The sequence below is a fragment of the Bradyrhizobium sp. 190 genome (genome assembly GCF_023073415.1).
Taxonomy (GTDB): Bacteria; Pseudomonadota; Alphaproteobacteria; order Rhizobiales; family Xanthobacteraceae; genus Bradyrhizobium.
This window is the reverse complement of sequence record NZ_JADPJL010000068.1, coordinates 327042-352179: the sequence shown is the minus strand read 5'-3', so window position 1 is coordinate 352179 and position 25138 is coordinate 327042. Positions and strand designations below refer to the sequence as shown.

Sequence of the window (25138 nt, the reverse complement as noted above, 5' to 3'; positions counted from 1 at the left end):
AAACGCCTAGTTCTCGTTGATCATCGGCGCGCATTGCGCGTGAAGGTGACGACGGGGAAGACCCATGGATACGACAGCGACTTCGGGCGGAAATCTCGACATTCCCGCCGACATTGCGGCCACGCTCGTCAATCCGGCTGCCTATGCCGACCATCGCATCCATGACAGCTACCGCTGGCTGCGCGCCAACAACCCGCTCGGCATTGCCCGGCCCGAGAAGTTCGATCCGTTCTGGGTCGTGACAAAGCACGCGCATATCCAGGCCGTCAGCCGCCAGAACGAGCTGTTCCACAATGCCGATCGTCCGACCACGCTGACGAACCGGGCGGTGGAGGAGCGTGTCCGCAAGATCACCGGTGGACCTAACCTGGTGCGCTCGCTGGTGCAGATGGATGCCCCCGATCATCCGAAATACCGCGCGCTGACGCAGGGCTGGTTCATGCCCGCCAATCTCGGAAAGTTCGAGGCGCGCGTGCGCGAGATCGCGCGCGCCACCGTGCAGCGCATGCTGGACAAGGATGGCGCCTGCGATTTCGTCGAAGACGTCGCGCTCGGCTATCCCCTGCATGTCATCATGGAAATTCTCGGCGTGCCCGAGAAGGACGAGCCGCGAATGCTCAAGCTGACGCAGGAGCTGTTCGGCCCGCAGGATCCCGATACGGCGCGGATCAGGGAACAGCTTACAGCGGAGCAGTTCTCCGGGATGATGCAGTCGGTGGTGGCTGATTTCGGTGCCTATTTCCGCGGCATCACCGAGGACCGGCGCCGCAACCCGCGCGACGATCTCGCCACCGTCATTGCGAACGCCAAAATCGGCGGCGACTACATGCCGGATCACGATGCGACGAGCTATTACATGATCGTCGCCACCGCCGGACACGACACCACGTCATCCTCGACCGCCGGCGCGATCTGGGCACTGGCGGAAGACCCCGCGCAATTCGAAAAGGTGAAGGCCAATCCCGAGCTGATCCCGGGTCTCGTCGACGAGGCGATCCGCTGGATGACGCCTGTGAAGCATTTCATGCGCTCGGCGACGTCGGATACCGAGCTCGGCGGACGAAAAATTGCAAAGGGCGATTGGCTGATGCTGTGCTACGCGTCCGGCAATCGCGACGAGGACGTGTTCGAGGAGCCGTACAAGTTTCGCTGCGACCGCAAGCCGAACCGCCACGTAGCCTTCGGCTATGGCGCGCATCTCTGCCTCGGGCAATATCTGGCCAAGCTCGAGATGCGCATCCTGTTCGAGGAATTGCTGCCGCGGCTGAAATCGATCGCCCTCGACGGCGAAGTGAAGATGACGCAGGCCTATTTTGTGAATGGCCCGAAGAAGCTGCCGATAAGGTTCGAGGTGAGTTGAGGAATGCGTAGGGTGGGCAAAGCGCAGCGTGCCCACCGCCTCTTGCACCGTCGTCGATGAATGGTGGGCACGCTGCGCTTTGCCCACCCTACGCACCACGCACTAGCGTCGTTCCTCGGCAAACGGCGGTGCCGCATACACCACCTTGCCGCCGAGCATCGTCAGCACGGATTTGATCTTGCCGATCTCCTTCACGGGCGCCGTCATGTAGTCCGCCGACAGCACCGCGAGGTCGGCGAACTTGCCGGCCTCCAGTGTGCCGCGCTTGTCGTCGTCATTTGCCATGTAGGCGGTGTTGCGGGTGTACATCTCCAGCACCTGGCGGCGGCTGGGCGCTTCCTCGTCGCCGCGGGTTTTGGTGCCACCGATCGTGGTGCCGTCGAGATACCATTGCAGCGACACGAAGGGATTGTAGGACGACACGCGATGCGCGTCGGTGCCGCCGCCGACCACGAGCCCGAGCTTCATCGCGGTGGCGATCCGCGGCATCGCCTTGGCCTGTTCGACACCGACCTCCTTCTGCAGCCGCTCGCCGCCGAAATAGAGCCCATCCTGCACGCCCCAGACCAGGCCGAGCGCCTTCATCCGCTTCAAACTGGCTTCGGAGGCAGTGTAGAGATGCAGCACGGTCCAGCGCAGGTCGCGCACCGGAAAATCCTTGTTGATGTCCTCAACCACGTCGAGCAGGTCGTGGACGGTGCGGTCCGGATTCCAGTGCAGCTGAATGGTGTAGCGCTTTGACGCCGCCCAGCGCAGCAGTTCGGCAAGCTTCGCCTTGCCGTCGGGCGTGATGTCGCCGTCGGTCCAGTCGGCCCAGATCAGGATTTCGCCTGGGCCGTTGAAGTGCAGCATGGCGTCGCCAAAACCCGGTGGCGAGAGTTGCGTCAGGTTTTGCAGGTCGGCAAGCTCGCTGCCGGGCTTTGGCGCGCAGAGGTGATAGGCGACGCGCACGGTCAGCTGCTTGTCCTGCCACAGCCGGAACACCGCCTGGTAGTTCGCCGGATACATGCTGACGCCGCCGCCATCGACGATGCCGGTGATGCCGAGGCTGTTCATCTCGCGGAAGAATTTCCTGGAGCCGTCGATCTGCTGCTCCATGGTCGGCTTGGGCAGCTTGTCGAAAATCTTGCCGAGCGCAGCGCCGCCGGCGTCGATGATGCCGGTCGGCTTGTTGTCGCTATCGCGCGTGAGTTTGCCGCCGGGCGCCACATCGTTGTCGTCGCGGATGTTCAGCGCTTCCATGGCCTTCGGCGATAGCAGCAGCCAGTCATAGAGATGCTGGATGTAGACAGGATTTTCGGGCGCCACTGCTGCGACCTCTGCCGGTGTTGGCCGGCGCTTCTCGGCAAACTGCTCCTCGGTCCAGCCGCCGGCGACGACGATCCAGGATCCGGGCTTCTGCGCCTTTGCGGCTTGACCGACTTTCTCCAGCGCGTCTTTCAGCGTGGGCACACCGATCCAGTTCACCTCGGTGCCGAAGGTCAGCGCAGCGCGGATGCCGTGGATGTGCCCGTCAGTGAGCCCGGGAATCACGGTGCGGCCACCGAGATCGATCAGTTTTGCGCCCCTGCCAGCGAGCTTCCTCATCGCTGCGGAGGTGCCGGTTGCGAGGATCTTGCCGTCGGTAATCGCCACTGCCTGCTGGGTAGAGAAATCCTTGTCGACGGTGAGGATTTTCCCGTTGAAGAGGATCATGTCGGCAGATTGGGCCGAGGCGATGCCGACCGGTGACGTCACGATGAAAGCCGCCGCAAAATAGCAAGAAAGCCTTGCAGAGTTCGACCTCAGTCCTGGCATTACGTGCTCCCCCTGTGGTTCTCTATGTTGTTCTTCTACTCTTCCGTCGCCGCGTTCCTTCGCAATGACCAAGCCGAAATCGTAGGGTGGGCAAAGGCGCTCTTGCGCCGTGCCCACCATGTTCTTGCTGTGGTCGTGAATGGTGGGCACGCTTCGCTTTGCCCACCCTACAAAATTTTCACCCCAGCCTCTTCCGCAATTCCGCCTTTGCCACTTTCTCCAGCGTCGAGCGCGGCATGTCGTCGACGAAGTGAATTTCGCGCGGCACCTTAAAGTCCGCCAGCGAAGTGCGGCAGGCGGCCATGACAGTGTCATGCAGGTTGGCCGGCGCGCCCTTGACGCCGGCCTGCGGAATAATGAACACGACCGGCACTTCATCCAGCATCGGATGCTTCTTCGCCACCACCGCGGCCTCGCGCACGCCCGGCACCACCGCAATCACCTGTTCGATCTCGGATGCCGCGACATTCTCGCCGCCGACCTTGAGCATGTCCTTGGTACGGTCACCGAATTTTATGAAGCCGTTCTCGAGCAGGGTGACGCGGTCGCCGGTGATGAAATAGCCGTGCTCGTCAAAACTTTCGCGGGTGGCCTTTTCGTTATGCAGATATTCCGAAAACAGCGACAGGCCGGAGGTGCCCTTGATCAGGAGATTACCGGTACCGCCGACGGGCGTAGGCCGGCCGTCGTCCTCGACGATGCGGATCTGATATTCGGGTGCGGCGCGGCCGATCGACATCGGCGTGTTGGGCTGGTTGACCTCGCCGACGATCCCGTGCGTGATGGTTTCCGTCATGCCCCACCAGCCGATCGTCTTGACGCCGAATGCGGCAAACGGCGGCGGCTCGGATACCGCAGTGCCCCAGAGCCGGAACTTGTGATGCCTGGGAATCTCGTGCTCCAGCAGCGCCTTCATGCAGAACGGGATCGTCGAGGTCCAGGTGCAATTGTGTTCCAGCGCCACGCTCCAGAACCGGCTCGCCGAAACCGCGGCTGGATCACGCAACTCGCGCCGACCCACAGCGTCGCCAGCATCGAATAGGCCAGCGCGTTGGTGTGAAACAGCGGCAGGTAGGTCTGGTGCACGTCATCCGCGTGCAGATCCTCATGCGCGGCGTTGACCTTGGCGCCCCACAGCGCATTGGCATGCGTCCACAACACCGCCTTTGGCCGCGACGTGGTGCCCGAGGTGTATTGAACGCTGCAGGGCGCGGACGGGTCGGCGGCGCGGCGCGGCCGGTCGGTGCTGTCGGCGAATAATGATTCAAAACTGTCGCCGCGCGGCGCGCTTTGCGCAGGCGTACTGCCGGCATCATGCGAGATCACGGCGATCCAGCGCAGGCCGCGGCAATTGGCCGAAATCAGTTCGGCATAGGCCGGCTGGGTGATGGCGGCGACCGCGCCGCAATGGCCGGCGAAATATTCCATCTCCGCCGCCGCCGAGCGGGTGTTGGTGGTGACCGCGATCGCGCCGAGTTCGACGCAGGCAAACCAGGACAGAACAGCCTCGATGCAGTTGTCGAGATGGATCAGCACATATTCGCCGGGCTTGATGCCGCGTTTGACCAGGCCCGCGGAAAGCGCGCCGACGCGCTCGTGGAATTCGCCGTAAGACCAGCTCCGCGCCGGAGCCTCGAACGGCGCCCAGATCAAAAATGGATGGTTGCGGCGGCTCTCGGCGCGCATCCGCAGCAGCCACGGCACGTCGAGATCAGCGAATGGTCCGACAATGCCCGGCGTGGCTTGCGAAAGTGACATGGAATTCCTCCCGTGCAGCTTTGGCTGGCTGCCTTGATTTTGCTTGGGAGTAGTTCTGCCATCGGATCACGCGATGGGCAAATCATCGATGCTCTCCGTCGTGCCCGGGCTTGTCCCGGGCATCCACGTTTTGCTGGTATTGCCGCAAGGAAGACGTGGATGGCCGGGACAAGCCCGGCCATGACGAGCAGGGGTGCGCTATTTCACGCCATCCTCATACGACGAAATCTCGATCAGGCTGCCATCGGGATCCCGGCAATAGACCGATCGTAGCGTGCCGCGGGCGCCCTGCTTTGCCACGGGGCCTTCCTCGATTCTGACCCCGTTGGCCTTCAGATGCGCGACGACTTCGTCCGGCGTGCTTGATGTCAGGAAACACAGGTCGTCGCTCCCTGCGGTTTCGTGGTCGGCCGTGAACCATTCGACCTTGTCTGCGCCGCGCGGCCGCACGTTGATCTTCTGGTTACCAAACACCAGCGAGGTCCGCGGCGTTTTGCCCGGGCCCGGGTCGAACACCTTGACCTCCATGCCGAGAATCTTCCGGTACCACTCGGTGCAACGCGCCACGTCGGACACATTGATAACGAGATGGTCGAGCGCGTTAACCCTGACAGGCATGTCTTATCCTTTCGTCGCGGTCGGCGGCGCCGGGTCGCACTGGCCGCACCTGACTTTGTTTGTTACAACGCGGGCCGCGTTCGGTTCAATAGAACAGCGCCTCATAGAAACGGACTGGGTTCTGAAGCCCGGCCTCCAAGGAGAAGTTTTATGATTTCACGTCGCACCGCGATTTGCCTGGCCGTGATCGGCCTTTCCACGACCGCTTCGATCGGCAGCGCTTCGGCGGCGGATTATCCGACCCGGCCGGTGAAATGGGTCGTCGGATATCCTCCGGGCGGCGCGACCGACATCATCGCGCGGCTGCTCGGCCAGCGGCTTTCCGAACGCCTCGGCCAGCAATTCGTGATCGAGAACAAGCCCGGCGCCGGCAACAACATCGCAACCGAGTCGGTCATCAACGCCGAGCCGGACGGCTACACCGTGCTGCTGGTCAATCCCGCGAACTACATCAACGCCACGCTCTACGCCAACCTGAAATTCAACGTCGTTCGCGATATCGCGCCGGTCGCGGCGTTCAATCGCGTGCCGAACGTGATGACGGTCAACAAGGACGTGCCGGCCAAGACGGTCGCCGAGTTCATCGCCTATGTGAAGGCCAATCCCGGCAAGGTGAACCTGGCCTCGTCGGGCAACGGCACGTCGGTGCACCTCTCGGGCGAAATGTTCATGGCGATGTCGGGCGCCAAGATGCAGCACGTGCCCTATCGCGGCGCCGCGCCCGCGATTACCGATCTGCTCGGCGGCCAGGTTCAGGTGATCTTCGACAACATGCCTTCTATTCTGCAGCACGTCCGCGCCGGATCGTTGCGGGCGCTGGCCGTCACCACCACGACGAAATCGTCGCTGTTGCCTGATGTGCCGGTCCTTGCCGACACCATTCCGGGCTACGAGGCCAGCGCGCTGTTCGGTATGGGTGCGCCGAAGAACACTCCGAAGGAAGTCATCGCGAAACTGAACAAGGAGATCAACGAGATACTCGCCGAACCCGCGATCAAGGCCAGGCTGGTCGATCTCGGCGGCGAACCGCTGATCGGCCCCCCGGAAGCGTTCGGTAAGATGATCGTGGCCGAAACCGACAAGTGGAAGAAGGTGATCGAGGAAGCCAAGGTCGAGAAAGTGCAGTGATCTAGGTCACGGAACATTGGCCCGGTCGCGGTGTTTTATGGCAGAGGCGACCTGGCTTTTGCGTCACGTGAAGGAGATCGAGATGCGCAATGCAATGTTAGCGATATTGGCACTGTCGGCGGCGACAGTCGCCACGGTGGCGGGCAGCTCGCCGGCGGCGGCGTACGATTATCCCTATTGCCTCCAGGGCCGGGGCATCGGCATCCCCGGCGACTGCTCATACAGTACCTATGGGCAGTGCATGGCGTCGGCGTCCGGACGGGCGCTCTACTGCAATATCAATCCGCGCGTTGCCTTCGGACAGCAGGGGCGGATGCGGGTTTATCGGGATTATTGATCGAGGCTCCCGAATTCCTCTCGGGATGGCCGGACTGACGCGTGAAAGCTATTTGCGCTGAATGATCCGGCCATCCGCGCCTTCGTTGCCCACTCTCGACTTCGTGATGCTAACGCCGGCTTGACGGCGCTTCTTTTGCATCTATACTAAACCGTATGGTTAAGTATCAAGAAGACGTTCTGGACCGTACCTTTGCCGCGCTGTCCGATCCGACCAGGCGCGCGCTGCTGGCGCGGCTCGGCGATCGCGAAAGCCTTTCGGTCAGCGAGCTGGCGCAGCCGTTTTCGATGTCGCTGCCTGCGATCATGAAGCACCTCGATGTGTTGTCCGACGCCGGCCTGATCGCGCGCGAAAAGACCGGCCGCACAGTCGCGTGCCGGCTGACTGCCCAGCCGATGGAGCTGGCGATGGACTGGCTCAATCGCTACCAGCGCTTCTGGTCCGACGCTCTCGACCGCCTTGCCGCTTTTGTGGAGGAAGACCCATGGCCGCCCAGTCAAGCCCTATCAAGTCAAGCGCCCGCGATGCCGAGCCGGCCGAGCGCCCCAGCCTCACGCTCACGCGCCGGTTCAACGCGGCGCCCGAAAAAGTCTACGCCGCGTGGGCCGACCCGCAAAGGCTAGTGCAATGGTTCGGGCCCGGCTCGGTCGAGGAAGGCTCGGTCAAGGCCGATATCGATCTGCGCGTCGGCGGCCGCTACCGCATCAGCTTCAACGCCAAGGGCACATATAACGAGGTCGGCGGCGTCTATCGCGAGGTCGTTCCGAACCAGCGGCTGGTTTTCAGCTGGGCCTGGCATTCGACGCCGGAGCGAGAATCGCTGGTGACGATTTCGATGAAGCCGGAAGGCAGCGGCACGCTGCTCACTTTCCTTCACGAACAGTTCGCCGATGCGACAGCACGCGACAATCACGAACGCGGATGGACGGAACTGCTGGCCAAACTCGAAAACTACCTGGCCTGACCACAGGAGCCGCTTATGCAGCCGCACATCATCGCGGCCTCGACATGATGAACGCCGCCTACCACTATCTCGACCTGACGCCGCTCGGGCGTCACGAACAGGGCCTGCCCTATCGATGGACTGGGTGCGGCTACGTGACCAATACCAGCCGGCGCCGATTCAGGCATCTTGTTGTCATAGCTAAAATCGCCTGGCCGTCATTGCGAGCGTAGCGAAGCAATCCATCGGGCTGCAAAGAAACGGTGGATTGCTTCGCTACGCTCGCAATAACGCCAAGAATGTGAAGAGGAATGCCCATGCCCTACGTTGATGGCTTCATCGTCGCCGTCCCGAAGAAAAACCTCGCTGCCTACGCCGCGCTATCGAAGAAGTGCGGCAAGATCTGGCGTGAATACGGCGCGCTTGATTACCGCGAATGGGTCGCCGACGACGTCAAGGTCGGCAAGCTCACGTCCTTCCCGCGCAGCGTCAAGCTCAAGCCGGGCGAGACCGTGATATTCTCCTGGATCACCTACAAGTCGCGCGCCCAGCGCGACAAGATCAACGCCAAGGTGATGGCAGACCCGCGGCTCAACGAGATGATGGATCCGAAATCGAAGCCGCCGTTCGACGGCAAGCGGATGATCTTTGGCGGGTTCGAAAGCCTGGTGAAGGTGTAGCTCGTAAGGCAGCCCTCGGCCCGCTGTATGCCGCGCGGTGGAATTGCTGGCCCCGTCTTTCAATCCTGCACCGGCCAGGACGAGATACGCATGCGGCTAGCCTGCGGATAACTGGCCGCCGGCCGCATTGGCTGACGGCGAAGGCGACGAGCGTCCGCGCGCGGCGCTGATCGTCGTCGGTCACCGGTTCAAGAACCGCCAGCGCCTTGCTCCGGCGTCGCCGGAGCGACTGCGTTCTCGCGCGAAGCCCGACGCCGCGGGTTGACACCAGCCGCGCCGCAGCCAGACTGATCCGCATGCGCATCACCCTGATCCACGCCCTGAAACATTCGATTGTGCCGATCGAGGCCTCGTTCGCCAGGCTTTGGCCGGATGCTCGCCTGATGAATCTGCTCGACGACAGCCTGTCGGCCGATCTGGCGCGCGACGGCGGGCTCACCGATGCCATGACCGAGCGCTTCCTCCGGCTTGGACGCTACGCGGCCGGCACCGGATCGGACGCGATCCTGTTCACCTGCTCGGCGTTCGGCCCCTGCATCGAAGCGGTCGCGCGCGCGCACACGCCGATGCCGGTGCTCAAGCCCAATGAAGCCATGATCGAGCAGGCGGTCGCGCGGGGCCGCAAGGTCGGGCTGCTGTCGACGTTTCCACCGACGCTGGCCTCGATGCCGCCTGAGTTTCCGTCGTCGATCGAACTGGTTCCGAAACTGTCGGAAGGCGCCATGGCTGCGCTCGATCGCGGCGACCGTGCGACGTATGATCGTTTGGTCGTCGAAGCGTCAAAAGATTTGCGCGATTGCGATCTGATCGCGCTGGCGCAATACAGCATGGCACCTGCGGCAGAACGGGTCGCCGAGGTAACCGGGCGGCCAGTGCTGACGACACCCGACAGCGCGGTGCTGAAATTGAAGCGAATGCTTACCGCCGGCAGCACTTAGGTTCCAAAGCGTTGAGGGGAGCGCGATGACGGTGCGGTTCAGTCGGCGCGATACGTTGTTGCGAACGGCAGCCGTCGCGGCGGCAGGCTTGATCCCCGTCGCGGCCATTCCCGGCCTTGCCGCTCCGCTGCGCACGCCGTCCCGTAGCGGGGAAATCGACGCCGTTTTGCAGGCTCGGGTCGATGCGGCAGACGTGCCAGGCGTTGTCGCCATGGCCGCAACGGAGCAGTTGGTGATCTACCAGGGCGCATTTGGTGCCAGAAGCATGGGCACGGCTGCCAGGATGTCGGCCGATACGGTCTTCAGTATCGCGTCAATGACCAAACTGCTGACATCCGTCGCAGCGCTGCAGCTCGTCGAACGGGACAAACTCAAACTGGACGAACCGGCGGCGAGAATTGATCCGACGCTTGGGTCGCCTCAAGTTCTCGATGGTTTCGATGCGCACGGGACCCCGCAACTGCGCGCCGCGCGAAAGCCCATCACGCTACGCCATCTGCTGACGCACACATCCGGGCTTAGCTATCAGCTTTGGGACACGAATATCGTTCGCTACAGCAAAGCGTCTCGCAACAATCCGGCGCTGCCCCGTACGCCGCTGATATCAGATCCGGGCGCCAAGTGGGCCTATGGCGGGAGTCTCGACCGGGTCGGCCGCCTCGTTGAAATCGTCAGCGGGCAAAGTCTGGATCGCTATTTCCGCGATCACATCCTCGGTCCGCTCGGGATGAACGACACCGCCTTCTCGCTCACAGAGAAGCAGCGCGCACGTCAGGCAAGTCTGCATTTGCGCAAGGCGGACGGTACGCTTGTGCCGCAGCCCTTGGTGAGACGAACCGACCCGAAAGTGATTTCTGGTGGCGGCGGCATCTATTCCACAGCGCCGGATTATCTGACTTTGCTCCAGGCGCTGTTGAATGGCGGAGCACTTGCGGGGAAGAGCATCCTGCGGCCGCAGACGGTTGCGCTGATGTCTACCAATCAAATCGGCAACCTTGACGCGGGAATTCTCAAGACAACAAATCCGGCATTGTCTGACAACGTCGATTTCTTCCCAGGGGTCCGGCTGCGGTGGGGACTTGGCGATATGATCAACATCGATCCTGTGCCTGATGGCCGCAGTGCAGGCAGCCTGACATGGGCCGGACTCTACAACACCTACTATTGGATCGACCCGGCCTCGCGTATCGCGGGAGTGATCATGATGCAGATATTGCCATTCGCCGACCCGCGCGCGCTCAACGTCTATCGTCTATTCGAGCGCGGTATTTACCGTGCTCATAGGGCAGCCTGAGCGCGGGCGGCCGCTTCAGCCGTCTTTCTTCTTGGCAGGCTTTTTCGCTGCCTTCGCAGCCGCCGCTTCCTCGGCCGCGTTCCGGATTGCCCGCGCATAGCTATCGGCGGTGTTCTCCGCCGAATTTTGCAGCCGCTTGGCCGCGGCGGTGCCGAGCAGCATCGTGCTCTTGGCGATCAGCCGGAATTGGTCCCGGGTCTCCTTGTCCTTTGCCTTGGCCGCGCGGGCCATGATCTGGTCGCGCCGTTTCTTGACGGCGGCCATCAGGCTCTTGTTCTGCGTTTTTGCGATTTGCCGGATGACAACGTCGAGATCGGCTTCAGCCATTATGGGTCACTCTTAGCGCACCATGCGATTCCGCACGGTGCGGGGAACATTGGCGCGTCTTGTTGAAGGATGGCCGCCATTGTGTCGCCGCGGCGCGGTCATTTCAAGCGCCGTTTCTCGCGATCGGACGCTGCGGGCCATCTGCGCAACCCGCCGATAACATTCGATTAACGTTGTATTGGTACGAATCTTCAACCAACAGGAAAGCAAGCAGCATGCGTAACCTCACCGTCTATCAGCGATTTGCGATGATCATTGCGGCGCTGACGATGGTGCTGTTTGCCGTCTCCGCCTTGCAGATCCTGGTGTTGCGGGATGCGGTGCTGGACGAACGGCGCACCACGGTCCGCGATCTCGTCGAGGCCGCGATCAAGATTCTGGCCCACCACGAGGGCGAGGCCAAGGCCGGCAGGGTCGGGCCGGACCAGGCGCGCCAGATGGCCTTTGCCTCGATCAGCGCCATGCGCTGGGGCGAATACTCGGACTATATCGGCGTCTACAGCACCGGAAGTGCCGACGCCGGCGTCACCTACGTGCATGCCAATCCCAAATACATCAACGTCAACCGCTGGGAGTTCAAGGACAAGAGCGGCAAGCTGTTGATTCAGGACATCGTGCGGGCCGCGCGCGCCGGCGGCGGCTTTGTCGAATATCTGGCTCCCCGGTCGGCCGGCGGCGCCGAACTCCGCAAGATCGCCTATGTCGGGGCCTTTGGCGCAGGCGACAAGGCTCTCGCGCTTCAGGCGGGCGCCTATGTCGACGATATCGACGCCGTGGTCTTCCGCCGGATGATCTGGGCAGGGATCGGGGGGCTCGCCGGGTTGGCCATCGCGGCATTCGCGGCGTTCTGGCTTGGCCGCGGCCTGGTCGGCCCGCTCAACAGAACCTGCTCGGCGATGGACGAGCTGGCCAAGGGCAACCTTGCTGTCGACATTCCGTTCGTCGACCGGACCAACGAGGTCGGCCGGATTGCGCGAAGCCTGCAGGTCTTCAGGGATCATCTGGTCGAAACGACGCGGCTCCGCACCGAGCAGGAAGAGATGAAGGTTCGTTCCGCCGGGGAGCGGCGGACGGATCTCGCCCGTATCGCCGACGAATTCGAGCGCAGCATCGGCGGGGTGATCCGGGGCACCGCGACCGCTGCCGACGAGCTGCAGAATTCCGCGTCGTCGATGTCCACGATCGCGGTGGGGACGACGGATCAGAGCGCCAAGGTCGCGGCCGCGGCCGAGCAGACCGCAACGAACGTTCAGACCGTTGCGGCCTCGGCGGAGGAGCTGTCGTCCTCGATCCAGGAGATCTCGCGGCAGGTCACCCAGTCTTCGTCAATCGCCCAGAACGCGGTCGGGCAGGCCAACCGAACCGAGGCCATGGTCGGACGCCTGGTCGAGGCCTCCCAAAAGATCGGCGAGGTCATGGCGCTGATCCAGACCATCGCGGGTCAGACCAACCTTTTGGCCCTGAACGCAACCATCGAGGCCGCCCGGGCCGGCGAAGCCGGCAGGGGTTTTGCCGTCGTGGCCAACGAGGTCAAGGCGCTGTCGTCGCAAACCGCCAAGGCTACCGACGAAATCACCAGCCAGATCCAGGAAATTCGCGACGCGACCGGCTCGACGGTCAACGCCATCCGCGAAATCGGCACCACGATCGGGCAGATGAACGAGATCACCGGCTCCATTGCCGCAGCGGTCGAGGAGCAGGGGGCTGCGACCCAGGAAATTGCCCGCAGCGTGCAGCAGGCGGCGCTGGGCGCCCAGGGCGTGATGCAAAACATCACGGGCGTTCGTGAGGCTTCCAGTCAGGTCGACGCGGCCGCAACCCTCGTATTGAACGCCGCCGCGCGGCTCACCTCGCAGTCCGAGCAGCTCGAGACCGAAACCGGCAAATTCCTCGGCAACATCCGCGCCGCTTGAAGGGTAGGCGTGAGCTTCCTCGTCATGCCCGGCCTTGTGCCGGGCATCCACGTTCTTGCGTCACTTTGGCAGGAAAGACGTGGATGGCCAGGACGTCTGCGCGAAGACGCGCTTCGCGCTTTTGCCCGGCCATGACGGACAAGCAGTGATCGCCGACCTCCGCGTTCAATTCAGCCGCGCACCAATTCCCGTAAGCACGCGAAAATCCGGCTTGGACTGAACGCCGTTGTGCTGGTTGATGACCGGAACGCCGACGGAGACGAAGCCCGAGAAGCGATCGAAGCCCACGCGCACGCCGGGTGAGAGATAGACCGTGGTGCCGCCCGAATTGGGATCCGGAATGCCGGCGATGCGCTGCTTGTCGTGCCACTCGCCATTCAGCTCGAGAACGAGGTCGAGCGTGTAGGGCGTCTTCTTCATGTCGCTGTGGTCGTGATTGGCGTGATAGAGGCAATGCTCCTGCAGCTGGTTGCGGGGCTGCATGCAGTATTCGTGCAACTCCACCTCTTTCGCCGAGCCTGTGGCGCCGACCAGGCGATACGACACCGCGGTGCCGAACAGGAAGCGGTCGCCGAGATTGGTGTTCTGCGTGCCGTTGCTGATCAGATAATAGAGGCCGCTCACGTCGAACGACCAGCGGCCTGTGCGCTTGGTGAAGGCGGCGCCGAACAGGCCGTCCCACGAACCGGAGCCCGGCTGAAATTCGGCCTGAAAGAGCTGGCCGGCGGCGTCACGTTGGTTGGTGTTGCCGGTCGGCGCCTTGAAGCCGAACAGCACGGCGGCTGATGTCCCGGTCTGCGCGTTGTTATGGAAGCGGTATTGCCCGAGCATGGTCACGTCGCCGAAGCCCGCCGAGTTGCCGCGCCGGTTGATGCCGTCGGGGCTCATCAGGCTGCTCATGTCGCTCATATTCATCATGCCCATATGGCCGCCGCTCAGCATGTCCCCCGCGGGTTCGCTGATCCCCGTGCGGCGGACGCCGGCCGCGCGAACGCCAACGGTGAAGTCATTGGTGATGCCGTAGGCGACCGAGAGCGAGACGCTGTCGATCGAGCGGAGCGAGTGCGCATGCGTGCCCTTAGCTGCGGCGGCGAGCAGGTCGGCGTCACTGAGCTGGCCCAGCCGGATGAATTCGTAGCGCACGGATGCTGCGATCAGCCCTTCGGAAAGCGTGTCGGCCGAGATGGTGTTGATGGGCCCGCCGCTACCGGTATTGCCGCCTCCGCCGGGATGATGCGCTTCCGCAGGAGCTGCGAGAAAAAACATTATGGATGAAAATACGCCGGCAGCCGGCCGTTTAAGATACGCACGCACATACGCCCCCTTTACTCACTGTCGGACGATTAGCCATTGCAATCGGGCGCGAGATTGACTGGATCATGCGAGAAGCGCGGCCTGCTCGCGACGGAAGGGAAGCGAAAAAGCGAAGGCGTCATCGCGGGCGCGGCATCGGTGTGGCTGTCGCGTGTTGAGCGAATGGCGAAAGAGGCGCAGTCCGATTGCCCGGTTGTGTGTCCGATTTTCTTCGCGTCGCGCCGCGATGCGGTGGCCGTAATCACGTCCGGCAGTAGCCGCAATCGCGGCGAGCACCGGCCGTAATCGCGTCTGATTGTTTCTCTACATGCCTTAGCCGTCCAGCGCGCGTATCGGAGTAGGACAGTTATGACAACCGTCGTCAGAGATATCTTTGTGTTTGTCACAGCGGCCATTTTTGTCGCAGCCGCTGTGCTCATTACGACCGCGGCCGGTGCGCACGATTTCAAGGTGGGTGCACTCGACATCGCTCACCCCTGGTCGCGCCCGACCCCGAAAGACGCCAACATCGCGGGCGGCTATCTCACCATCACCAACAAGGGAAAGACTGCGGATCGCCTGATCGGAGGCGCCTCACCCTCGGCGAGCCAGATCGAGGTACACGAGGTGATCGATGTGGACGGCATGTCGAAAACACGCCCGCTCGCGAACGGCATTGAGATCAAGCCCGGCAAGACCGTGGAGCTCAAGCCCGGCTCGTATCGTATCTTGCTGCTCGGCCTCAAGGAGTCATTCCAGCTCGGTCAGAAGGTGAAGGGCACGCTGGTGTTCGAGAAGGCCGGGCCCGTCGAGATCGTCTACAACGTCGAGGAAAATGCTGGAGCCGCCGTCAGTGGAGTCGCGCAGCAGCATAAGCACCATTAGGGCGCGGCTTTGCGTGCTCTGCCGGGGAAGGGCTCCCCGCCCTTGAGCATCGAATAGCTCTCCGCAGATCGAGCGATGTCCGCGAACTGCGGCGTCGCCCTGTGTTCGGCGTCACGCGCGGGACGAACCGCGCCGGGCCATCGCGATCGGCGATGGCTGGTCTCGAACTCATCATTCTCCAGCCAGGATCCTGACCAGTGTCCAGCCCGAACCAAATGTCAGCTGTCACCGCGGCCGGCCTGCAACCATCACCGCAAAGAAGACGAGTGACCTGGCCGTTCGCTGCGACGATGTTGTGCGCATCGCTTCTCGGGATCGGGTTGGCCTACTGTGTCCGCACACTGCTGCCCGCATGGGGGCTTGAAGCAGGCATCGCGTCTTTCTTGCCAGCGGATGTCGTCTGTTCGAGCGACAATTCTTCGACCGCGCCGCAGACAACTCGCGCGGACAAGTGAAGCGTTCGAGCTTCCGGCCTCCGGGGAGGCCACCCCGCGTCTGTCTGTGAGCGTCCGCCATCAACCGTTCGGAAACCACACGATCTCTCTTCCTCTCCCGCTAACGAATCGAAAATCGTTCTGCCGCAAGTTCGTGCCCGGGAAAGAAAGGGGAGATCTGACATGAACAGCATGGCCATCATGGAAAACGTTCGCCGATACCGCACCATCGCGTCATTGTACCGCCAAACCGCGGCCTTCCGCCCGCTTCATAGCGGCTCCCTCCTGGCGCAAGCCAGGGAATGGGAGCATCGCGCCGTTGTGGAGCTGGAAGCCTACTATGAGGCTTTCTGTTACGCGGCTTCCGGCAATACCACGACCCACTCGGCGAGCTGCGCAGCGTGAGCTGACGCGGGCGCACCGGAAAACGGACGCGCCTCGGGCTCGTTAAGGAAATTGTAGCGGTGTCGGGTGAGATCAACCGGCAGTTAACCGGCCTTCGCCGTCCCAGGCGGGTGGCTTGATCTGCGAAGGCGCCGTGATCGACGGCGATACGATCAAAATTCACAGCCGCGCATTCGGCTTTGGGCCGTCGACGCTTCAGAGGTTGACCAATCCTGGATCAGGTCGCCTAGCAAATTTCAAGAAATTCTTAAAAGTCGGTGGCGCGCCCGAGAGGATGAAACTGAGAACCGCTATGTCATTACAGGGGCTATAATGTAGCGACGGTCCGCTTCGGGTGGAGCAGTCGCCTCTGGTCGCTTCAACGGCCTTGCTCTTCCCACCACTTGAGCACGCGCATTGCTCGGAGGGTCACCCACTTGGAAGGCTTACCTGGGCCAGCGTCTACCTGGAACCATACCTGCCCCGCAGGAATCCAGTCGAGAGGCCAAGTGCCGTCTGCCAAGCGTTTGGAGCGGACATGGCTGATGGCTTCCGCAAGCCGTGGATCGGGAGTGGCGCCCGTGTGCATCGCGGAGGATCGGCAATAGTCGAGCGCGCGCAAGACATCGTAACGCCAGCCGTTTGGATGCAGAAAGCGCAGAAACTGCTCGTCCGCCGGCTCCCCCGTGCTGCGGCGGCGGAAGAGGTTGCGCTCCAGCAAATAAGCCTCGCCAGACCTGCGTGCCTCGCGTGAGGCCGGAGTGCCGCCGGTGGCCTTCTCATATTCCAACAGCCCCTCCAGCACGTTGATCGTGGTATGGAATGACGAGCGGCCCGACCCATTCGCCCTTTCGCAATTCCAACCGCCGTCATGGAGACGCTCGCCGAGCAGCCGAACGACAATGGATGAAACATCGACTCCGAAATATGCACCGTCAGCAACAGTTCGCCCGTTGATGCACTCTTCGACTTCCCCTTCCCAATAGGGCTGGCCGCCCTCATCCCAGCGCGAGTTGAGACCAACCAGCTCGACTATCCGTTTCGCGCGGTCCGACGAGGGATCGAGACCGAACTCGCGAAGCTGAGAAAGCGAATAGGTCGTAGCCGTCCAAGGCTGGCCGAACTTCTTCCAGTCTTGAAGGGTGAAGCCACGCGGGACGAACGAGCCTCCCGCCCATTGGCCGTCCGCATCCTGGAGAGCCAGTAGTTTGGCCCCCCACCCCACGGACTCGATCTTGGCGCGCTCCGCCGCCCAACCCGATTCCAGAGCGCCGACGAGGTCCCGCATTACCTGCCAGCGGATCGATGGGTCGGAATCGAGAAGCCAATCAGTCACATCGCTCGGAGCAGTCATTTGCCATCCAACTGGCTGGCCTTACAAAGGCACATTGGCCGGTAGCACAGTCGATTGATCGACAGCGAACCTCCAGTGCAGCTTAGTTCCGGATTGGCGGAAAAAATGGCGCACCCGACACGATTCGAACGTGTGACCTTTGCCTTCGGAGGGCAACGCTCTATCCAGCTGAGCTACGGGTGCTTCGCCGGTTCATTTAGCCGATTGGCTGGGCAGGGGCAACGGCCCTTCTCGGGGGTGGGGAGACGAAGGTGGCATGACGCGGGTCGCATCCCCCATGCAAAATTCCGATCCGTTCCTGCCAATTGGTGTTAATCTTGCCGCACTGATCTTCTCGCCATGGATGGGGACGTCCGATGTATAAGAAGGTTCTTCTCGCCTATGACGGTTCGGTCGAGGGGCGGCGCGCGTTGCGGGAGGGCGCAAAGCTCGCACAACTCTGCCGTTCCGAGGTCTTTTTGCTCGCCGTCGTCGAGGTTTCCTCGATCATGACGCCCGAGGCCGGGCTCACGATCCCGATCGAACTGCAGACCGAGGATTACAAGGCCATCCTGAACGAAGGCACCGAGCGGCTGAAGGCGTTGGGATTTAACCCGACCGCGCGACTCGAGGTCGGCGATGCCGGCCAGAAAATCGCTGAGGTCGCCGAAGAAATCGGCGCGCATCTCGTCGTCGTCGGCCACCGCCCGCAGGGGGCGCTGGCGCGCTGGTTCGGCTCGATCGGCAGCTATCTGGTCAAGCGCCTGCGCTGCAGCGTGCTGGTGGCCCAGACCGAGATCAGCGACGCCGAGTTCGAGCGGCTGAAGCCGGCGGAAATAGCAGCCTCGGGATAGTCAGAGGCTGCTTCGAACTTAAGTCGTGGGAACGATGATCTTGCCGATAGGCCACAGCGCGATGCCGGCAAGTTTTAAGTGCGCCCAGGCAAAGGGAATGCCGATGATGGTCACGGCCAGCACGACCGCCGTGATGACATGCCCGAGCGCCAGCCACCATCCCGCCAACACCAGCCAGATGATGTTGCCGATCACGCCGAACGGCCCGGTGCCGATATCCTCTTGCCCGCTATAGGCGTCGCGGGAGACCGCCGTGAAGCCGAACGGGAACAAGGTGTAGGCCGCGATATTGAACGCCGCCCGCGCCCAGGGAATCCCGATGATCGTGATCGCCATGACGATGGCGGCAACCAGCCAGCCGAACGCCATCCAGGCGCCGCCGAGAACGATCCAGATGATATTAAGCAGCAGCGAGACAGGTGACATGGCTGAGAACTTATCTTGCCGTGAACGCGATTGAAATCGAAAATCGCCCCTCGCAGGGAACCCGATTGCCCCAGGCTTCGCAGCCGCTAAACTCATCTGCCTAACGACCGAGCAACAAGGATCGACAGGGAGAAACGTTCATGCGTCCGCTCGAATTCGGCTGGTATCTGCCCACGCATGGCGACACCACGGCCTATGGCCTGATGGATGCACAGATTCCGGGCTCTCCCGAACTGTGCGACCGCGTAGTGCAGGCGGCGGAAGCGGCCGGTTTTGAGTATCTTTTGATCCCGGTCGGCTCGGTGTGCTGGGAAGCGTGGATCACGGGCGCGTTCATGGCAGCGCGTTCGTCGTCCATCAAGCCGCTGATTGCGGCGCGGCCCGGCTACATCAACCCGGTGCTGCTGGCGAAGATGATCTCGACCTTCGACCAGATGTCAGGCGGGCGCATCTGCATCAATTTGATCGCCGGCCAGAATGAAAGCGAGGTCGAAGGCGAGGGCGTGCGTTACCCCAAGGAAGAGCGCTACGCGCTGATGGAGGAGGAAGTCTCGATCCTGAAAGCGCTGTGGACCACGCGCGGACCGCTAAACTTCGAAGGAAAGTTTCACAAACTGTCCGGAGCGCATATCCGGCCGCGCCCGCACCAGCAGCCGTTTCCAAAATTCTATCTCGGCGGCGGCTCGCGCCAGGCCTGGGAATTATCAGCGAAGCACTCCGACGTGCATCTGTTCTGGGGCGATTTGCCGGAAAAGATTGCCTCGAACATCGCCGAGATCAGGGAGATGGCGCGCGCGCATGATCGCGAAAACGACATCGGCTTCGGCATGCGGCTGCAGGTGATTTGCCGCGAGAACGAGGCGGATGCCTGGGAGGCCGCCGATCAACTGGTGCGGCACGCCACCGAGCGGCAGAAGCAGGAAATCAAGACGCTCTACAACAAGTCGGAAGCAAACCTGCGCGTTCAGCAGCTTGCCCGCGAGCATGGCGATCTCCTGCTGCCGCATCTGTGGACTGGCATCACCAAGGTCCGCCCCGGCGCCGGCATCGCTGTCGTCGGCAATCCCGTCCAGTGCGCCGACACGCTGCAGCAATTCATTGATGCAGGCTGTCATTCCTTCTGCCTGTCCGGCTATCTGCATGATGAGGAGGCCGAGCGTTTTGGTCGCCTGATCCGGCCCATTCTGGCCGAGAACAATCGCGGCCGGTGGGCGGCGTAACGCGGACGCGGCTTCCGCCTCCATGTTGCAGCGCATCCGGGCGTATTGCTGCGGTGCGCTCCCGCGGCGTTGATATCGCTCGCGGTGGTGTGGGCCCGGCGGTAAGGTTGAGCCTTAAGAATTCAACTAGGTCCCGCCAAATGAGTGGATCGAGCTCGGTGCTTGCGTGGAGCTCCGCCCTGGAGGAGTTCGCGCTGTTTCGAACGCTCAGTTCCGAACAGCGGCTGAAGACGCTCAACGCCATGGTCCGCCAGGATCTGGTGCGCGGGCAGATGCTGGTCGCGCAAGGCGGGCCCTCGGATTCGCTTTTCCTGGTGCTGCACGGTGCGCTCGCGGTGCGCAAGACCGGCTATCTCGAGCCGATCGCCGAGCTTCGGGCCGGCGAACTGGTGGGCGAGATCGGCTTCTTCGCCGATGTCCCGCGCACCGCCGATGTGATCGCCATCCGCGACACCAGCGTGCTGGCGTTGACGCGCCCGGCCTACCAGAAGCTGGTTGAGGAAGCGCCCGCCATCGTCGAGGCGCTGCTGGCTGCGCTGGCGCGGCGGTTCGCCAAGGAGACCGCGCGCATCGCGCCGTTCCCCACCTCGCCGAAGGCGCGAACGGTGGCGCTGATCGATGGAGGATTGGAGCCGCTGCCGGGCGCTTTCGATCGCCGGATGCGCGAGGGGCTCGCCGCGATCGATGCCGAGATCGTCGACGCCGATCGCCTGCAGGCGATGTTTCCGGGGCGCGCGCTCGATGCACACGAAGTCACCGAGTGGCTCAACAGGCTCGAACACACCGCGCCGCTGGTGGTTTATCTCGGTGGCGGGGAGGCCTCGCACTGGGCCCGCAAGGCCATCCGTCAGGCCGACATGGTGGTGTTTGCGTGCCGCGGGGATGCGCCTGCGGCCGCACTGACTGATATCGAGGCCTTTGCCTGCGAGGTTCATGCCGTCTCGGCCAGACGCCTCGTCCGCGTTCATGACCGGCGAAGCGGCGAGGTCTCTCGCACCGCGGCCTGGCTGGCCCGGCTGCCGGCCTTCATGCATCACCATGCAGCCCTCGAAGACCAGATCGATATCGACAGCCTGATCCGTTTTCTGTGCGGCCGGGCGGTCGGCTTCGTCGCCGCCGGCGGCGGTAGTTTTGGGACCGCGCATGTCGGCATCTACAAGGCCTTTCGCGAACGCGGCGTGATGTTCGATATCTTTGTCGGCACCAGCGTCGGCTCCGCGATGGTGGCCGGCTTTGCCAAAAATCTCGAAGCCGAGCATCTCGAGCGCGGCACGCATGAAATCTTCGTCAGGAGCAGAAGCTTTCGGCGGCCGACGTGGCCGCGTTACGCGCTGCTGGATCACAAGGCGTTCGATCGCGCGCTTGCCCATCAGTACGGCCCCGACTGCCGGATCGAGGATTGCTGGCGGCCTTTCGCCGCCGTCGCGACCAATCTTTCGACCCATAATCTCGAACTGATCCGGACGGGGCCGCTCTGGCAGGCGGTGCGCGCATCGAGCGCGATCCCCGGGCTGTTGCCGCCGTTCTACACGCCGGAGGGCGCGATGCTGGTCGATGGATGTCTCATCGACAACGTGCCCTTGGCGTCGATGCACCAGCTCAAGAGCGGTCCCAATCTGGTCGTGCATTTCGGCGAGCCGGCGGCGGAGCTGTTCGACGTCGACTATGCGTCGCTGCCGGGACGGTTCGAACTGATCGCCGCCATGCTGACGCCGTTCCGCAAGAAGCTATTACCCGCCGCGCCGAGCGCGGTGAACGTGCTGTGGCGAAGCCTGGTTGCGCATCAGCGCTACGATACGTTGCCGGTCGGGCCGTTCGATACGGTGATGCGGCCGCCGTTTCCGGTCGGGATCGACGTGACGGATTTCGATCGCCACACGGAGATCTTTGAAGCTTCCTACCTGTGGGCCAAGGAGGCCATTGCGGCGCTGGAGGCGGGAGGCAGTTCGGCCATCGCCGCGATGCTCGACACCGGCGCGCTGGAACGGCGTCAGGCGACGGCTGTCGCGGTCTCCAATCGCACGCCCAGCAATCGCCTCGCCTCGGCGGCCGGCTTCGGCGCGCTGAACAGATAACCCTGCATCTGGGTGCAGCCGAGCTGGCGCAGGATCTCGCGCTGCTGCTCGGTTTCGACGCCTTCCGCGGTCGTTGTCATGTTGCGGGCTGCTGCGATGTTCACCACCGCCTGCACGATCGCCGCCGAGCCGTCGACCTCGATGTCGCTGACGAAGCAGCGGTCGATCTTGATCTTGTCGAACGGGAACCGCTTCAGATAGCTCAACGAAGAGAAGCCGGTGCCGAAATCGTCGAGCGCGATGCGCACGCCGATGCCGCGGAGCTGATGCAGGATCGTCAGCGCGCTTTCGTCGTCATGGATCAGCACCGCCTCGGTAATTTCGATTTCGAGTCGGTCGGGCGGCAGGCCGGAAGCGGCAAGCGCGCCCGTGATCCGCAGCGCCAGCGTCGGCGATTTCAACTGGATTGGCGAAACGTTGACGGCGAGCCTGACCCGTGACGGCCAGCCGGCCGCTTCAGTGCAGGCGGTCTGCATGACCCAGTCGCCGAGTTCGTTGATCAGGCCGGTGTCTTCGGCGACCGGAATGAATTCCGCGGGCGAGACCATGCCGCGTTCAGGGTGGCGCCAGCGCAACAGCGCCTCGCAACCCGTCACCTCGCCGCTCGCGAGATCGAGCAGCGGCTGGTAGTGGATTTCGAAGCCGCCATCGGCCAATGCCTGCCGCAGGTCCTGCTCCATGGTGAGCCGCGCCTTGGCGCGGGCATCCATGGCGGGCTCAAAGAAGCGATGGACGCGGCGTCCCTCGGCCTTGGCGGCGTACATTGCGAGGTCGGCGTGCTTGATCAGCTGGTCGAGTTCGGTGCCGTCTTCGGGCGCGATCGCGATACCGACGCTGGCGTCGGTCGAAAGGTGGTGGCCGAGGCATTGATAGGGCTGGCGTATCGCCTCGTAAATGCGGGTCACGAATTCCTCGACCTCGGCGCGGCCGCTGACCGCAGTCTGGATCACCGCAAATTCGTCGCCGCCGAGGCGAGCGATGAGGTCGCCCGGCTTGATGCAATCCTTGAGGCTGGCCGCGACCGCCTTCAGAAGTTCATCCCCGACATGGTGTCCAAGCGAGTCGTTGATGCCCTTGAATTCGTCGATGTCGATATAGAGCAGTGCGAATTGTTGGCCGCGAACCGCCTTGCGAAGCTCGCGTTGGATCTGCTCGCGGAACAGCACCCGGTTCGGAAGGTCGGTCAGCGCGTCGTAATGCGCCAGATGCGCGATCTTCTCGTTGGCAACCCGGCGCTCGGTAACGTCGTCGACGACGTTGATGATGTACCGTACTTGACCGGCCGCATTGCGGATTCCGAGCCGCTTGGAGGTAATGTAGCGCGGGCCCATCCCTTGGGTTTCCCAGACGTGCTCGTCCTTGAACAGGCCGTCGGGACGTTGCAGCGTTTTCTCTTCGTCGGCCGCGATGAGCTCGGCGGCGGCGTTTGGAAAAAGGTCGAAGGCCGTCTTGCCGATGATCTGATCGCGCGAAATGCCGAACTGGGCTTCCGCCACGCGGTTGACCAGCAGATAGCGGCGGTCGTGCACATCCTTCACGGTGATCTGCGACGGGATGTGATCGATGATCTGGCTCAGGAAGGCGTAGTTGCGGTCGCGCTCCTGCTCGAGATTGAGCCGCTCGGTGATGTCTTCCATGGTGGCGACCCAGCCGCCGTCCGCGAGCGGCCTGCTGACGGCCAGGAAGGCACGTCCGTCCGGGCACTGCATGACGCTGTGGGTGACCTGACCGCGCGCGACGTTTCGCACGACGAGGGAGCAGAACGCATCGACGTCGCCGTCGAACGATCCGTTGTCCTTGCGATGCTGCATCAGGTCGCGGAAATGGCAGCCCGGCTTCACGATGTCGGTCGACAGGTCGTGCATCTCGATATAACGCCGGTTGAAGGTGACGAGGCGCGCCGAGGCGTCGAACGTCACCAGGCCCTGGATCATGTTGTTGAGCGCGGTATCGAGCCGGCCCCGTTCCGCCTCCAGCCGTTGCTGCGCCTCGCGGCTCTGCCTCGTGATCTGCTTGATGATCAGGAACAGGATCAGGGCGATCACCACCGCGGCCAGCGTTGCTGCGAGGACCAGGAATCTGGTTTGTTCGCGCCAGTCGGAGAGCGCGGCGGTAACCGTGTTGGTTGCGACCACGACGCCCGAGTAGTGGCCGAGCGGGGCTGCAGATCCCAGCCTGTCCGTCTGATCGATCGGGCTTTGCACGCGCAGCGTCTGCTGGGTACCCCGCTCCCGGACCTGCTGCAGCAGCGGCGCTTTCGCGAAATTCTGGCCGATCAGTTCGTCGACCCGCGGATAGCGCGCCAGCAGGGTGCCGTCCGCATGAAACATCGAGATGGCGGCGCCCGTGCCGAGCGCTACGGAAGCGAAGAATTTTTCGTAATTGGCGGGGTTGATGCGCCGTGTCATCACGCCGAGGAAAGTGCCGTCTTCGCCCCGCAATCGATGAGCGATGACCGAGTTCAGATTGCCGGTGCGATAGCTGCGGACCGACTCGGTCAGGATGGATGGCGATCGCGAATCGAATTTGAAGCTCTTGAAGTAGGTCCGCTCGGAAATGTTGAGCGCCGGCGTCGGCAGCGGCCGCGACCAGTTGACCATGTCGCCGTTGGAATCGAAGATGGAGATGTCGCCGAGATAGGACAGAACGCCCGCCTTGGATCTCAGGATCTCGTGCGCTTCGGAGCTTCCGACGTGTTTCCGGAATTCGTTCTCCGAGGCGATGCCGGAAATTTGCAGCCGGGAGATCACGTCGTCGGCGAGCGTATCGGAGTCCTCGAACTGCTGGTCGAAGTGACGGGCAAGCAGGAGGACGGTATTCTCCAACTCGCGTTCGCTGTTGCGAAGCGCGCGCTCGCGGAATTCACCGGTCATCATGATGGTGCCGACGAAAATCGCTGCGACCAGCAAGGTGCCGCAAAGGGTCAGCCACAACACCGGGCCCGGGATGGTCGCGGCGAGGTGCCGCCCGGTGGCTGCGGTTCGGGCCTTCATGCCGTGCAGGTAGTGAAACAGACCGCGCATTCTCCCTTCTCCCCGGGAACATGCATACGATGGGTGGATGTCATAAGCCGTTAGGAAATCCGGTTAGCTAAGGCTTAATCGGGTGTCCTTCGGGCGCGCGATCGCGAGACGAAGCGGT

23 protein-coding genes, 1 tRNA gene and 1 pseudogene are annotated in these 25138 nt (G+C 62.9%); 16 read left to right on the top strand and 9 right to left on the bottom strand.

The features are described 5' to 3' along the window. The first annotated feature begins 64 nt into the window (after nucleotides 1-64). Nucleotides 65-1360, top strand: coding sequence for a cytochrome P450 (locus IVB22_RS36730; RefSeq protein WP_247522009.1), 1296 nt, complete (start codon nucleotides 65-67; stop codon nucleotides 1358-1360). 102 nt (nucleotides 1361-1462) lie between these two features. Here IVB22_RS36730 and IVB22_RS36725 read toward each other — a convergent pair whose 3' ends face one another. The 3 genes and pseudogenes from IVB22_RS36725 to IVB22_RS36715 all read right to left on the bottom strand — a co-directional run bounded on the left by IVB22_RS36725 (nucleotide 1463) and on the right by IVB22_RS36715 (nucleotide 5533). After that, nucleotides 1463-3157 carry an amidohydrolase gene (locus tag IVB22_RS36725; protein ID WP_247522008.1) on the bottom strand — a complete coding sequence of 565 codons (1695 nt, stop codon included), beginning with the start codon at nucleotides 3155-3157 and terminating at the stop codon, nucleotides 1463-1465. 178 nt (nucleotides 3158-3335) lie between these two features. Then, nucleotides 3336-4915 (bottom strand): annotated as a pseudogene (locus IVB22_RS36720) (AMP-binding protein). 198 nt (nucleotides 4916-5113) lie between these two features. Further along, entirely contained in the window at nucleotides 5114-5533 is a 420-nt protein-coding gene (locus IVB22_RS36715; protein ID WP_247522007.1) for a VOC family protein, read from the bottom strand. 150 nt (nucleotides 5534-5683) lie between these two features. Between IVB22_RS36715 and IVB22_RS36710 the strand changes: the two genes are divergently transcribed. The 8 genes from IVB22_RS36710 (at nucleotide 5684) to IVB22_RS36675 (ending at nucleotide 10853) form a co-directional block, all read left to right on the top strand. Next, nucleotides 5684-6661, top strand: coding sequence for a tripartite tricarboxylate transporter substrate binding protein (locus tag IVB22_RS36710; protein ID WP_247522006.1), 978 nt, complete (start codon nucleotides 5684-5686; stop codon nucleotides 6659-6661). 37 nt (nucleotides 6662-6698) lie between these two features. Next, nucleotides 6699-6998, top strand: a complete 300-nt coding sequence (locus IVB22_RS36705) for a DUF3551 domain-containing protein (RefSeq protein WP_374207824.1) — start codon at nucleotides 6699-6701, stop codon at nucleotides 6996-6998. A gap of 155 nt (nucleotides 6999-7153) precedes the next feature. Beyond that, a complete protein-coding gene (locus IVB22_RS36700) occupies nucleotides 7154-7621 on the top strand; it encodes a helix-turn-helix transcriptional regulator (protein ID WP_247522005.1) in 468 nt (155 codons plus the stop codon). Then, the gene (locus tag IVB22_RS36695; protein WP_247522004.1) at nucleotides 7621-7962 is read left to right on the top strand and encodes an SRPBCC domain-containing protein; all 342 of its coding nucleotides are present in this window, start codon (nucleotides 7621-7623) and stop codon (nucleotides 7960-7962) included. Before IVB22_RS36700 ends, IVB22_RS36695 begins: the two co-directional genes overlap by 1 nt. Continuing rightward, complete coding sequence (locus IVB22_RS42220) at nucleotides 7920-8174, top strand: DUF899 family protein (protein ID WP_374207822.1); 255 nt, start codon at nucleotides 7920-7922, stop codon at nucleotides 8172-8174. The genes IVB22_RS36695 and IVB22_RS42220 overlap by 43 nt, the downstream gene beginning before the upstream one ends. Nucleotides 8175-8258: 84 nt before the next feature. Beyond that, nucleotides 8259-8621, top strand: a complete 363-nt coding sequence (locus IVB22_RS36685; RefSeq protein WP_247522003.1) for a DUF1428 domain-containing protein — start codon at nucleotides 8259-8261, stop codon at nucleotides 8619-8621. Nucleotides 8622-8917: 296 nt separating this feature from the next. Next, nucleotides 8918-9559 carry an aspartate/glutamate racemase family protein gene (locus IVB22_RS36680; protein ID WP_247522002.1) on the top strand — a complete coding sequence of 214 codons (642 nt, stop codon included), beginning with the start codon at nucleotides 8918-8920 and terminating at the stop codon, nucleotides 9557-9559. 25 nt (nucleotides 9560-9584) lie between these two features. After that, nucleotides 9585-10853 (top strand): serine hydrolase, encoded by a 1269-nt coding sequence (locus IVB22_RS36675; RefSeq protein WP_247522001.1) that lies wholly within the window; start codon nucleotides 9585-9587, stop codon nucleotides 10851-10853. Nucleotides 10854-10868: 15 nt separating this feature from the next. On the opposite strand, the gene IVB22_RS36670 is transcribed toward IVB22_RS36675, so the two are convergent. Beyond that, complete coding sequence (locus tag IVB22_RS36670) at nucleotides 10869-11180, bottom strand: hypothetical protein (RefSeq protein WP_247522000.1); 312 nt, start codon at nucleotides 11178-11180, stop codon at nucleotides 10869-10871. A gap of 215 nt (nucleotides 11181-11395) precedes the next feature. Here IVB22_RS36670 and IVB22_RS36665 point away from each other — a divergent pair, with 215 nt between their 5' ends. Next, nucleotides 11396-13093 (top strand): methyl-accepting chemotaxis protein, encoded by a 1698-nt coding sequence (locus IVB22_RS36665; protein ID WP_247521999.1) that lies wholly within the window; start codon nucleotides 11396-11398, stop codon nucleotides 13091-13093. A gap of 165 nt (nucleotides 13094-13258) precedes the next feature. On the opposite strand, the gene IVB22_RS36660 is transcribed toward IVB22_RS36665, so the two are convergent. Then, nucleotides 13259-14407, bottom strand: coding sequence for a transporter (locus IVB22_RS36660; RefSeq protein ID WP_247521998.1), 1149 nt, complete (start codon nucleotides 14405-14407; stop codon nucleotides 13259-13261). A gap of 36 nt (nucleotides 14408-14443) precedes the next feature. On the opposite strand from IVB22_RS36660, the gene IVB22_RS36655 reads away from it, so the two are divergent. The 3 genes from IVB22_RS36655 (at nucleotide 14444) to IVB22_RS36645 (ending at nucleotide 16110) form a co-directional block, all read left to right on the top strand. Continuing rightward, nucleotides 14444-14692, top strand: a complete 249-nt coding sequence (locus tag IVB22_RS36655) for a hypothetical protein (RefSeq protein WP_247521997.1) — start codon at nucleotides 14444-14446, stop codon at nucleotides 14690-14692. A 63-nt stretch (nucleotides 14693-14755) separates the two neighbouring features. Continuing rightward, nucleotides 14756-15271 (top strand): copper chaperone PCu(A)C, encoded by a 516-nt coding sequence (locus tag IVB22_RS36650; RefSeq protein WP_247521996.1) that lies wholly within the window; start codon nucleotides 14756-14758, stop codon nucleotides 15269-15271. A gap of 617 nt (nucleotides 15272-15888) precedes the next feature. Beyond that, nucleotides 15889-16110 carry a hypothetical protein gene (locus IVB22_RS36645; protein ID WP_247521995.1) on the top strand — a complete coding sequence of 74 codons (222 nt, stop codon included), beginning with the start codon at nucleotides 15889-15891 and terminating at the stop codon, nucleotides 16108-16110. Nucleotides 16111-16468: 358 nt separating this feature from the next. Here IVB22_RS36645 and IVB22_RS36640 read toward each other — a convergent pair whose 3' ends face one another. Together IVB22_RS36640 and IVB22_RS36635 are read right to left on the bottom strand one after the other, a co-directional pair. Then, nucleotides 16469-17443 carry a squalene cyclase gene (locus IVB22_RS36640; RefSeq protein WP_247521994.1) on the bottom strand — a complete coding sequence of 325 codons (975 nt, stop codon included), beginning with the start codon at nucleotides 17441-17443 and terminating at the stop codon, nucleotides 16469-16471. A gap of 106 nt (nucleotides 17444-17549) precedes the next feature. Continuing rightward, nucleotides 17550-17626: transfer RNA gene (locus IVB22_RS36635), tRNA-Arg, on the bottom strand. A gap of 173 nt (nucleotides 17627-17799) precedes the next feature. Here IVB22_RS36635 and IVB22_RS36630 point away from each other — a divergent pair. Next, nucleotides 17800-18276, top strand: a complete 477-nt coding sequence (locus tag IVB22_RS36630) for a universal stress protein (protein WP_247521993.1) — start codon at nucleotides 17800-17802, stop codon at nucleotides 18274-18276. Nucleotides 18277-18294: 18 nt separating this feature from the next. Here IVB22_RS36630 and IVB22_RS36625 read toward each other — a convergent pair whose 3' ends face one another. Continuing rightward, nucleotides 18295-18702 (bottom strand): YccF domain-containing protein, encoded by a 408-nt coding sequence (locus IVB22_RS36625; RefSeq protein ID WP_247521992.1) that lies wholly within the window; start codon nucleotides 18700-18702, stop codon nucleotides 18295-18297. A 140-nt stretch (nucleotides 18703-18842) separates the two neighbouring features. On the opposite strand from IVB22_RS36625, the gene IVB22_RS36620 reads away from it, so the two are divergent. Next, nucleotides 18843-19922 (top strand): LLM class flavin-dependent oxidoreductase, encoded by a 1080-nt coding sequence (locus IVB22_RS36620; RefSeq protein ID WP_247521991.1) that lies wholly within the window; start codon nucleotides 18843-18845, stop codon nucleotides 19920-19922. Nucleotides 19923-20062: 140 nt separating this feature from the next. After that, complete coding sequence (locus IVB22_RS36615) at nucleotides 20063-21997, top strand: patatin-like phospholipase family protein (RefSeq protein ID WP_247521990.1); 1935 nt, start codon at nucleotides 20063-20065, stop codon at nucleotides 21995-21997. On the opposite strand, the gene IVB22_RS36610 is transcribed toward IVB22_RS36615, so the two are convergent. Next, the gene (locus IVB22_RS36610) at nucleotides 21913-25020 is read right to left on the bottom strand and encodes an EAL domain-containing protein (protein WP_374207821.1); all 3108 of its coding nucleotides are present in this window, start codon (nucleotides 25018-25020) and stop codon (nucleotides 21913-21915) included. The two genes, IVB22_RS36615 and IVB22_RS36610, sit on opposite strands and share 85 nt — an antisense overlap. Nucleotides 25021-25138: the final 118 nt, after the last annotated feature.

What these genes read in the sequence shown, in the direction of transcription:
- IVB22_RS36730 (WP_247522009.1), top strand. Translation starts at nt 65, where the DNA reads ATGGATACGACAGCGACTTCGGGCGGAAATCTCGACATTCCCGCCGAC.
- IVB22_RS36725 (WP_247522008.1), bottom strand. Translation starts at nt 3,157, where the DNA reads ATGCCAGGACTGAGGTCGAACTCTGCAAGGCTTTCTTGCTATTTTGCG.
- IVB22_RS36715 (WP_247522007.1), bottom strand. Translation starts at nt 5,533, where the DNA reads ATGCCTGTCAGGGTTAACGCGCTCGACCATCTCGTTATCAATGTGTCC.
- IVB22_RS36710 (WP_247522006.1), top strand. Translation starts at nt 5,684, where the DNA reads ATGATTTCACGTCGCACCGCGATTTGCCTGGCCGTGATCGGCCTTTCC.
- IVB22_RS36705 (WP_374207824.1), top strand. Translation starts at nt 6,699, where the DNA reads ATGGCAGAGGCGACCTGGCTTTTGCGTCACGTGAAGGAGATCGAGATG.
- IVB22_RS36700 (WP_247522005.1), top strand. Translation starts at nt 7,154, where the DNA reads ATGGTTAAGTATCAAGAAGACGTTCTGGACCGTACCTTTGCCGCGCTG.
- IVB22_RS42220 (WP_374207822.1), top strand. Translation starts at nt 7,920, where the DNA reads ATGGACGGAACTGCTGGCCAAACTCGAAAACTACCTGGCCTGACCACA.
- IVB22_RS36685 (WP_247522003.1), top strand. Translation starts at nt 8,259, where the DNA reads ATGCCCTACGTTGATGGCTTCATCGTCGCCGTCCCGAAGAAAAACCTC.
- IVB22_RS36680 (WP_247522002.1), top strand. Translation starts at nt 8,918, where the DNA reads ATGCGCATCACCCTGATCCACGCCCTGAAACATTCGATTGTGCCGATC.
- IVB22_RS36675 (WP_247522001.1), top strand. Translation starts at nt 9,585, where the DNA reads ATGACGGTGCGGTTCAGTCGGCGCGATACGTTGTTGCGAACGGCAGCC.
- IVB22_RS36670 (WP_247522000.1), bottom strand. Translation starts at nt 11,180, where the DNA reads ATGGCTGAAGCCGATCTCGACGTTGTCATCCGGCAAATCGCAAAAACG.
- IVB22_RS36665 (WP_247521999.1), top strand. Translation starts at nt 11,396, where the DNA reads ATGCGTAACCTCACCGTCTATCAGCGATTTGCGATGATCATTGCGGCG.
- IVB22_RS36650 (WP_247521996.1), top strand. Translation starts at nt 14,756, where the DNA reads ATGACAACCGTCGTCAGAGATATCTTTGTGTTTGTCACAGCGGCCATT.
- IVB22_RS36645 (WP_247521995.1), top strand. Translation starts at nt 15,889, where the DNA reads ATGAACAGCATGGCCATCATGGAAAACGTTCGCCGATACCGCACCATC.
- IVB22_RS36640 (WP_247521994.1), bottom strand. Translation starts at nt 17,443, where the DNA reads ATGACTGCTCCGAGCGATGTGACTGATTGGCTTCTCGATTCCGACCCA.
- IVB22_RS36630 (WP_247521993.1), top strand. Translation starts at nt 17,800, where the DNA reads ATGTATAAGAAGGTTCTTCTCGCCTATGACGGTTCGGTCGAGGGGCGG.
- IVB22_RS36625 (WP_247521992.1), bottom strand. Translation starts at nt 18,702, where the DNA reads ATGTCACCTGTCTCGCTGCTGCTTAATATCATCTGGATCGTTCTCGGC.
- IVB22_RS36620 (WP_247521991.1), top strand. Translation starts at nt 18,843, where the DNA reads ATGCGTCCGCTCGAATTCGGCTGGTATCTGCCCACGCATGGCGACACC.
- IVB22_RS36615 (WP_247521990.1), top strand. Translation starts at nt 20,063, where the DNA reads ATGAGTGGATCGAGCTCGGTGCTTGCGTGGAGCTCCGCCCTGGAGGAG.
- IVB22_RS36610 (WP_374207821.1), bottom strand. Translation starts at nt 25,020, where the DNA reads ATGCGCGGTCTGTTTCACTACCTGCACGGCATGAAGGCCCGAACCGCA.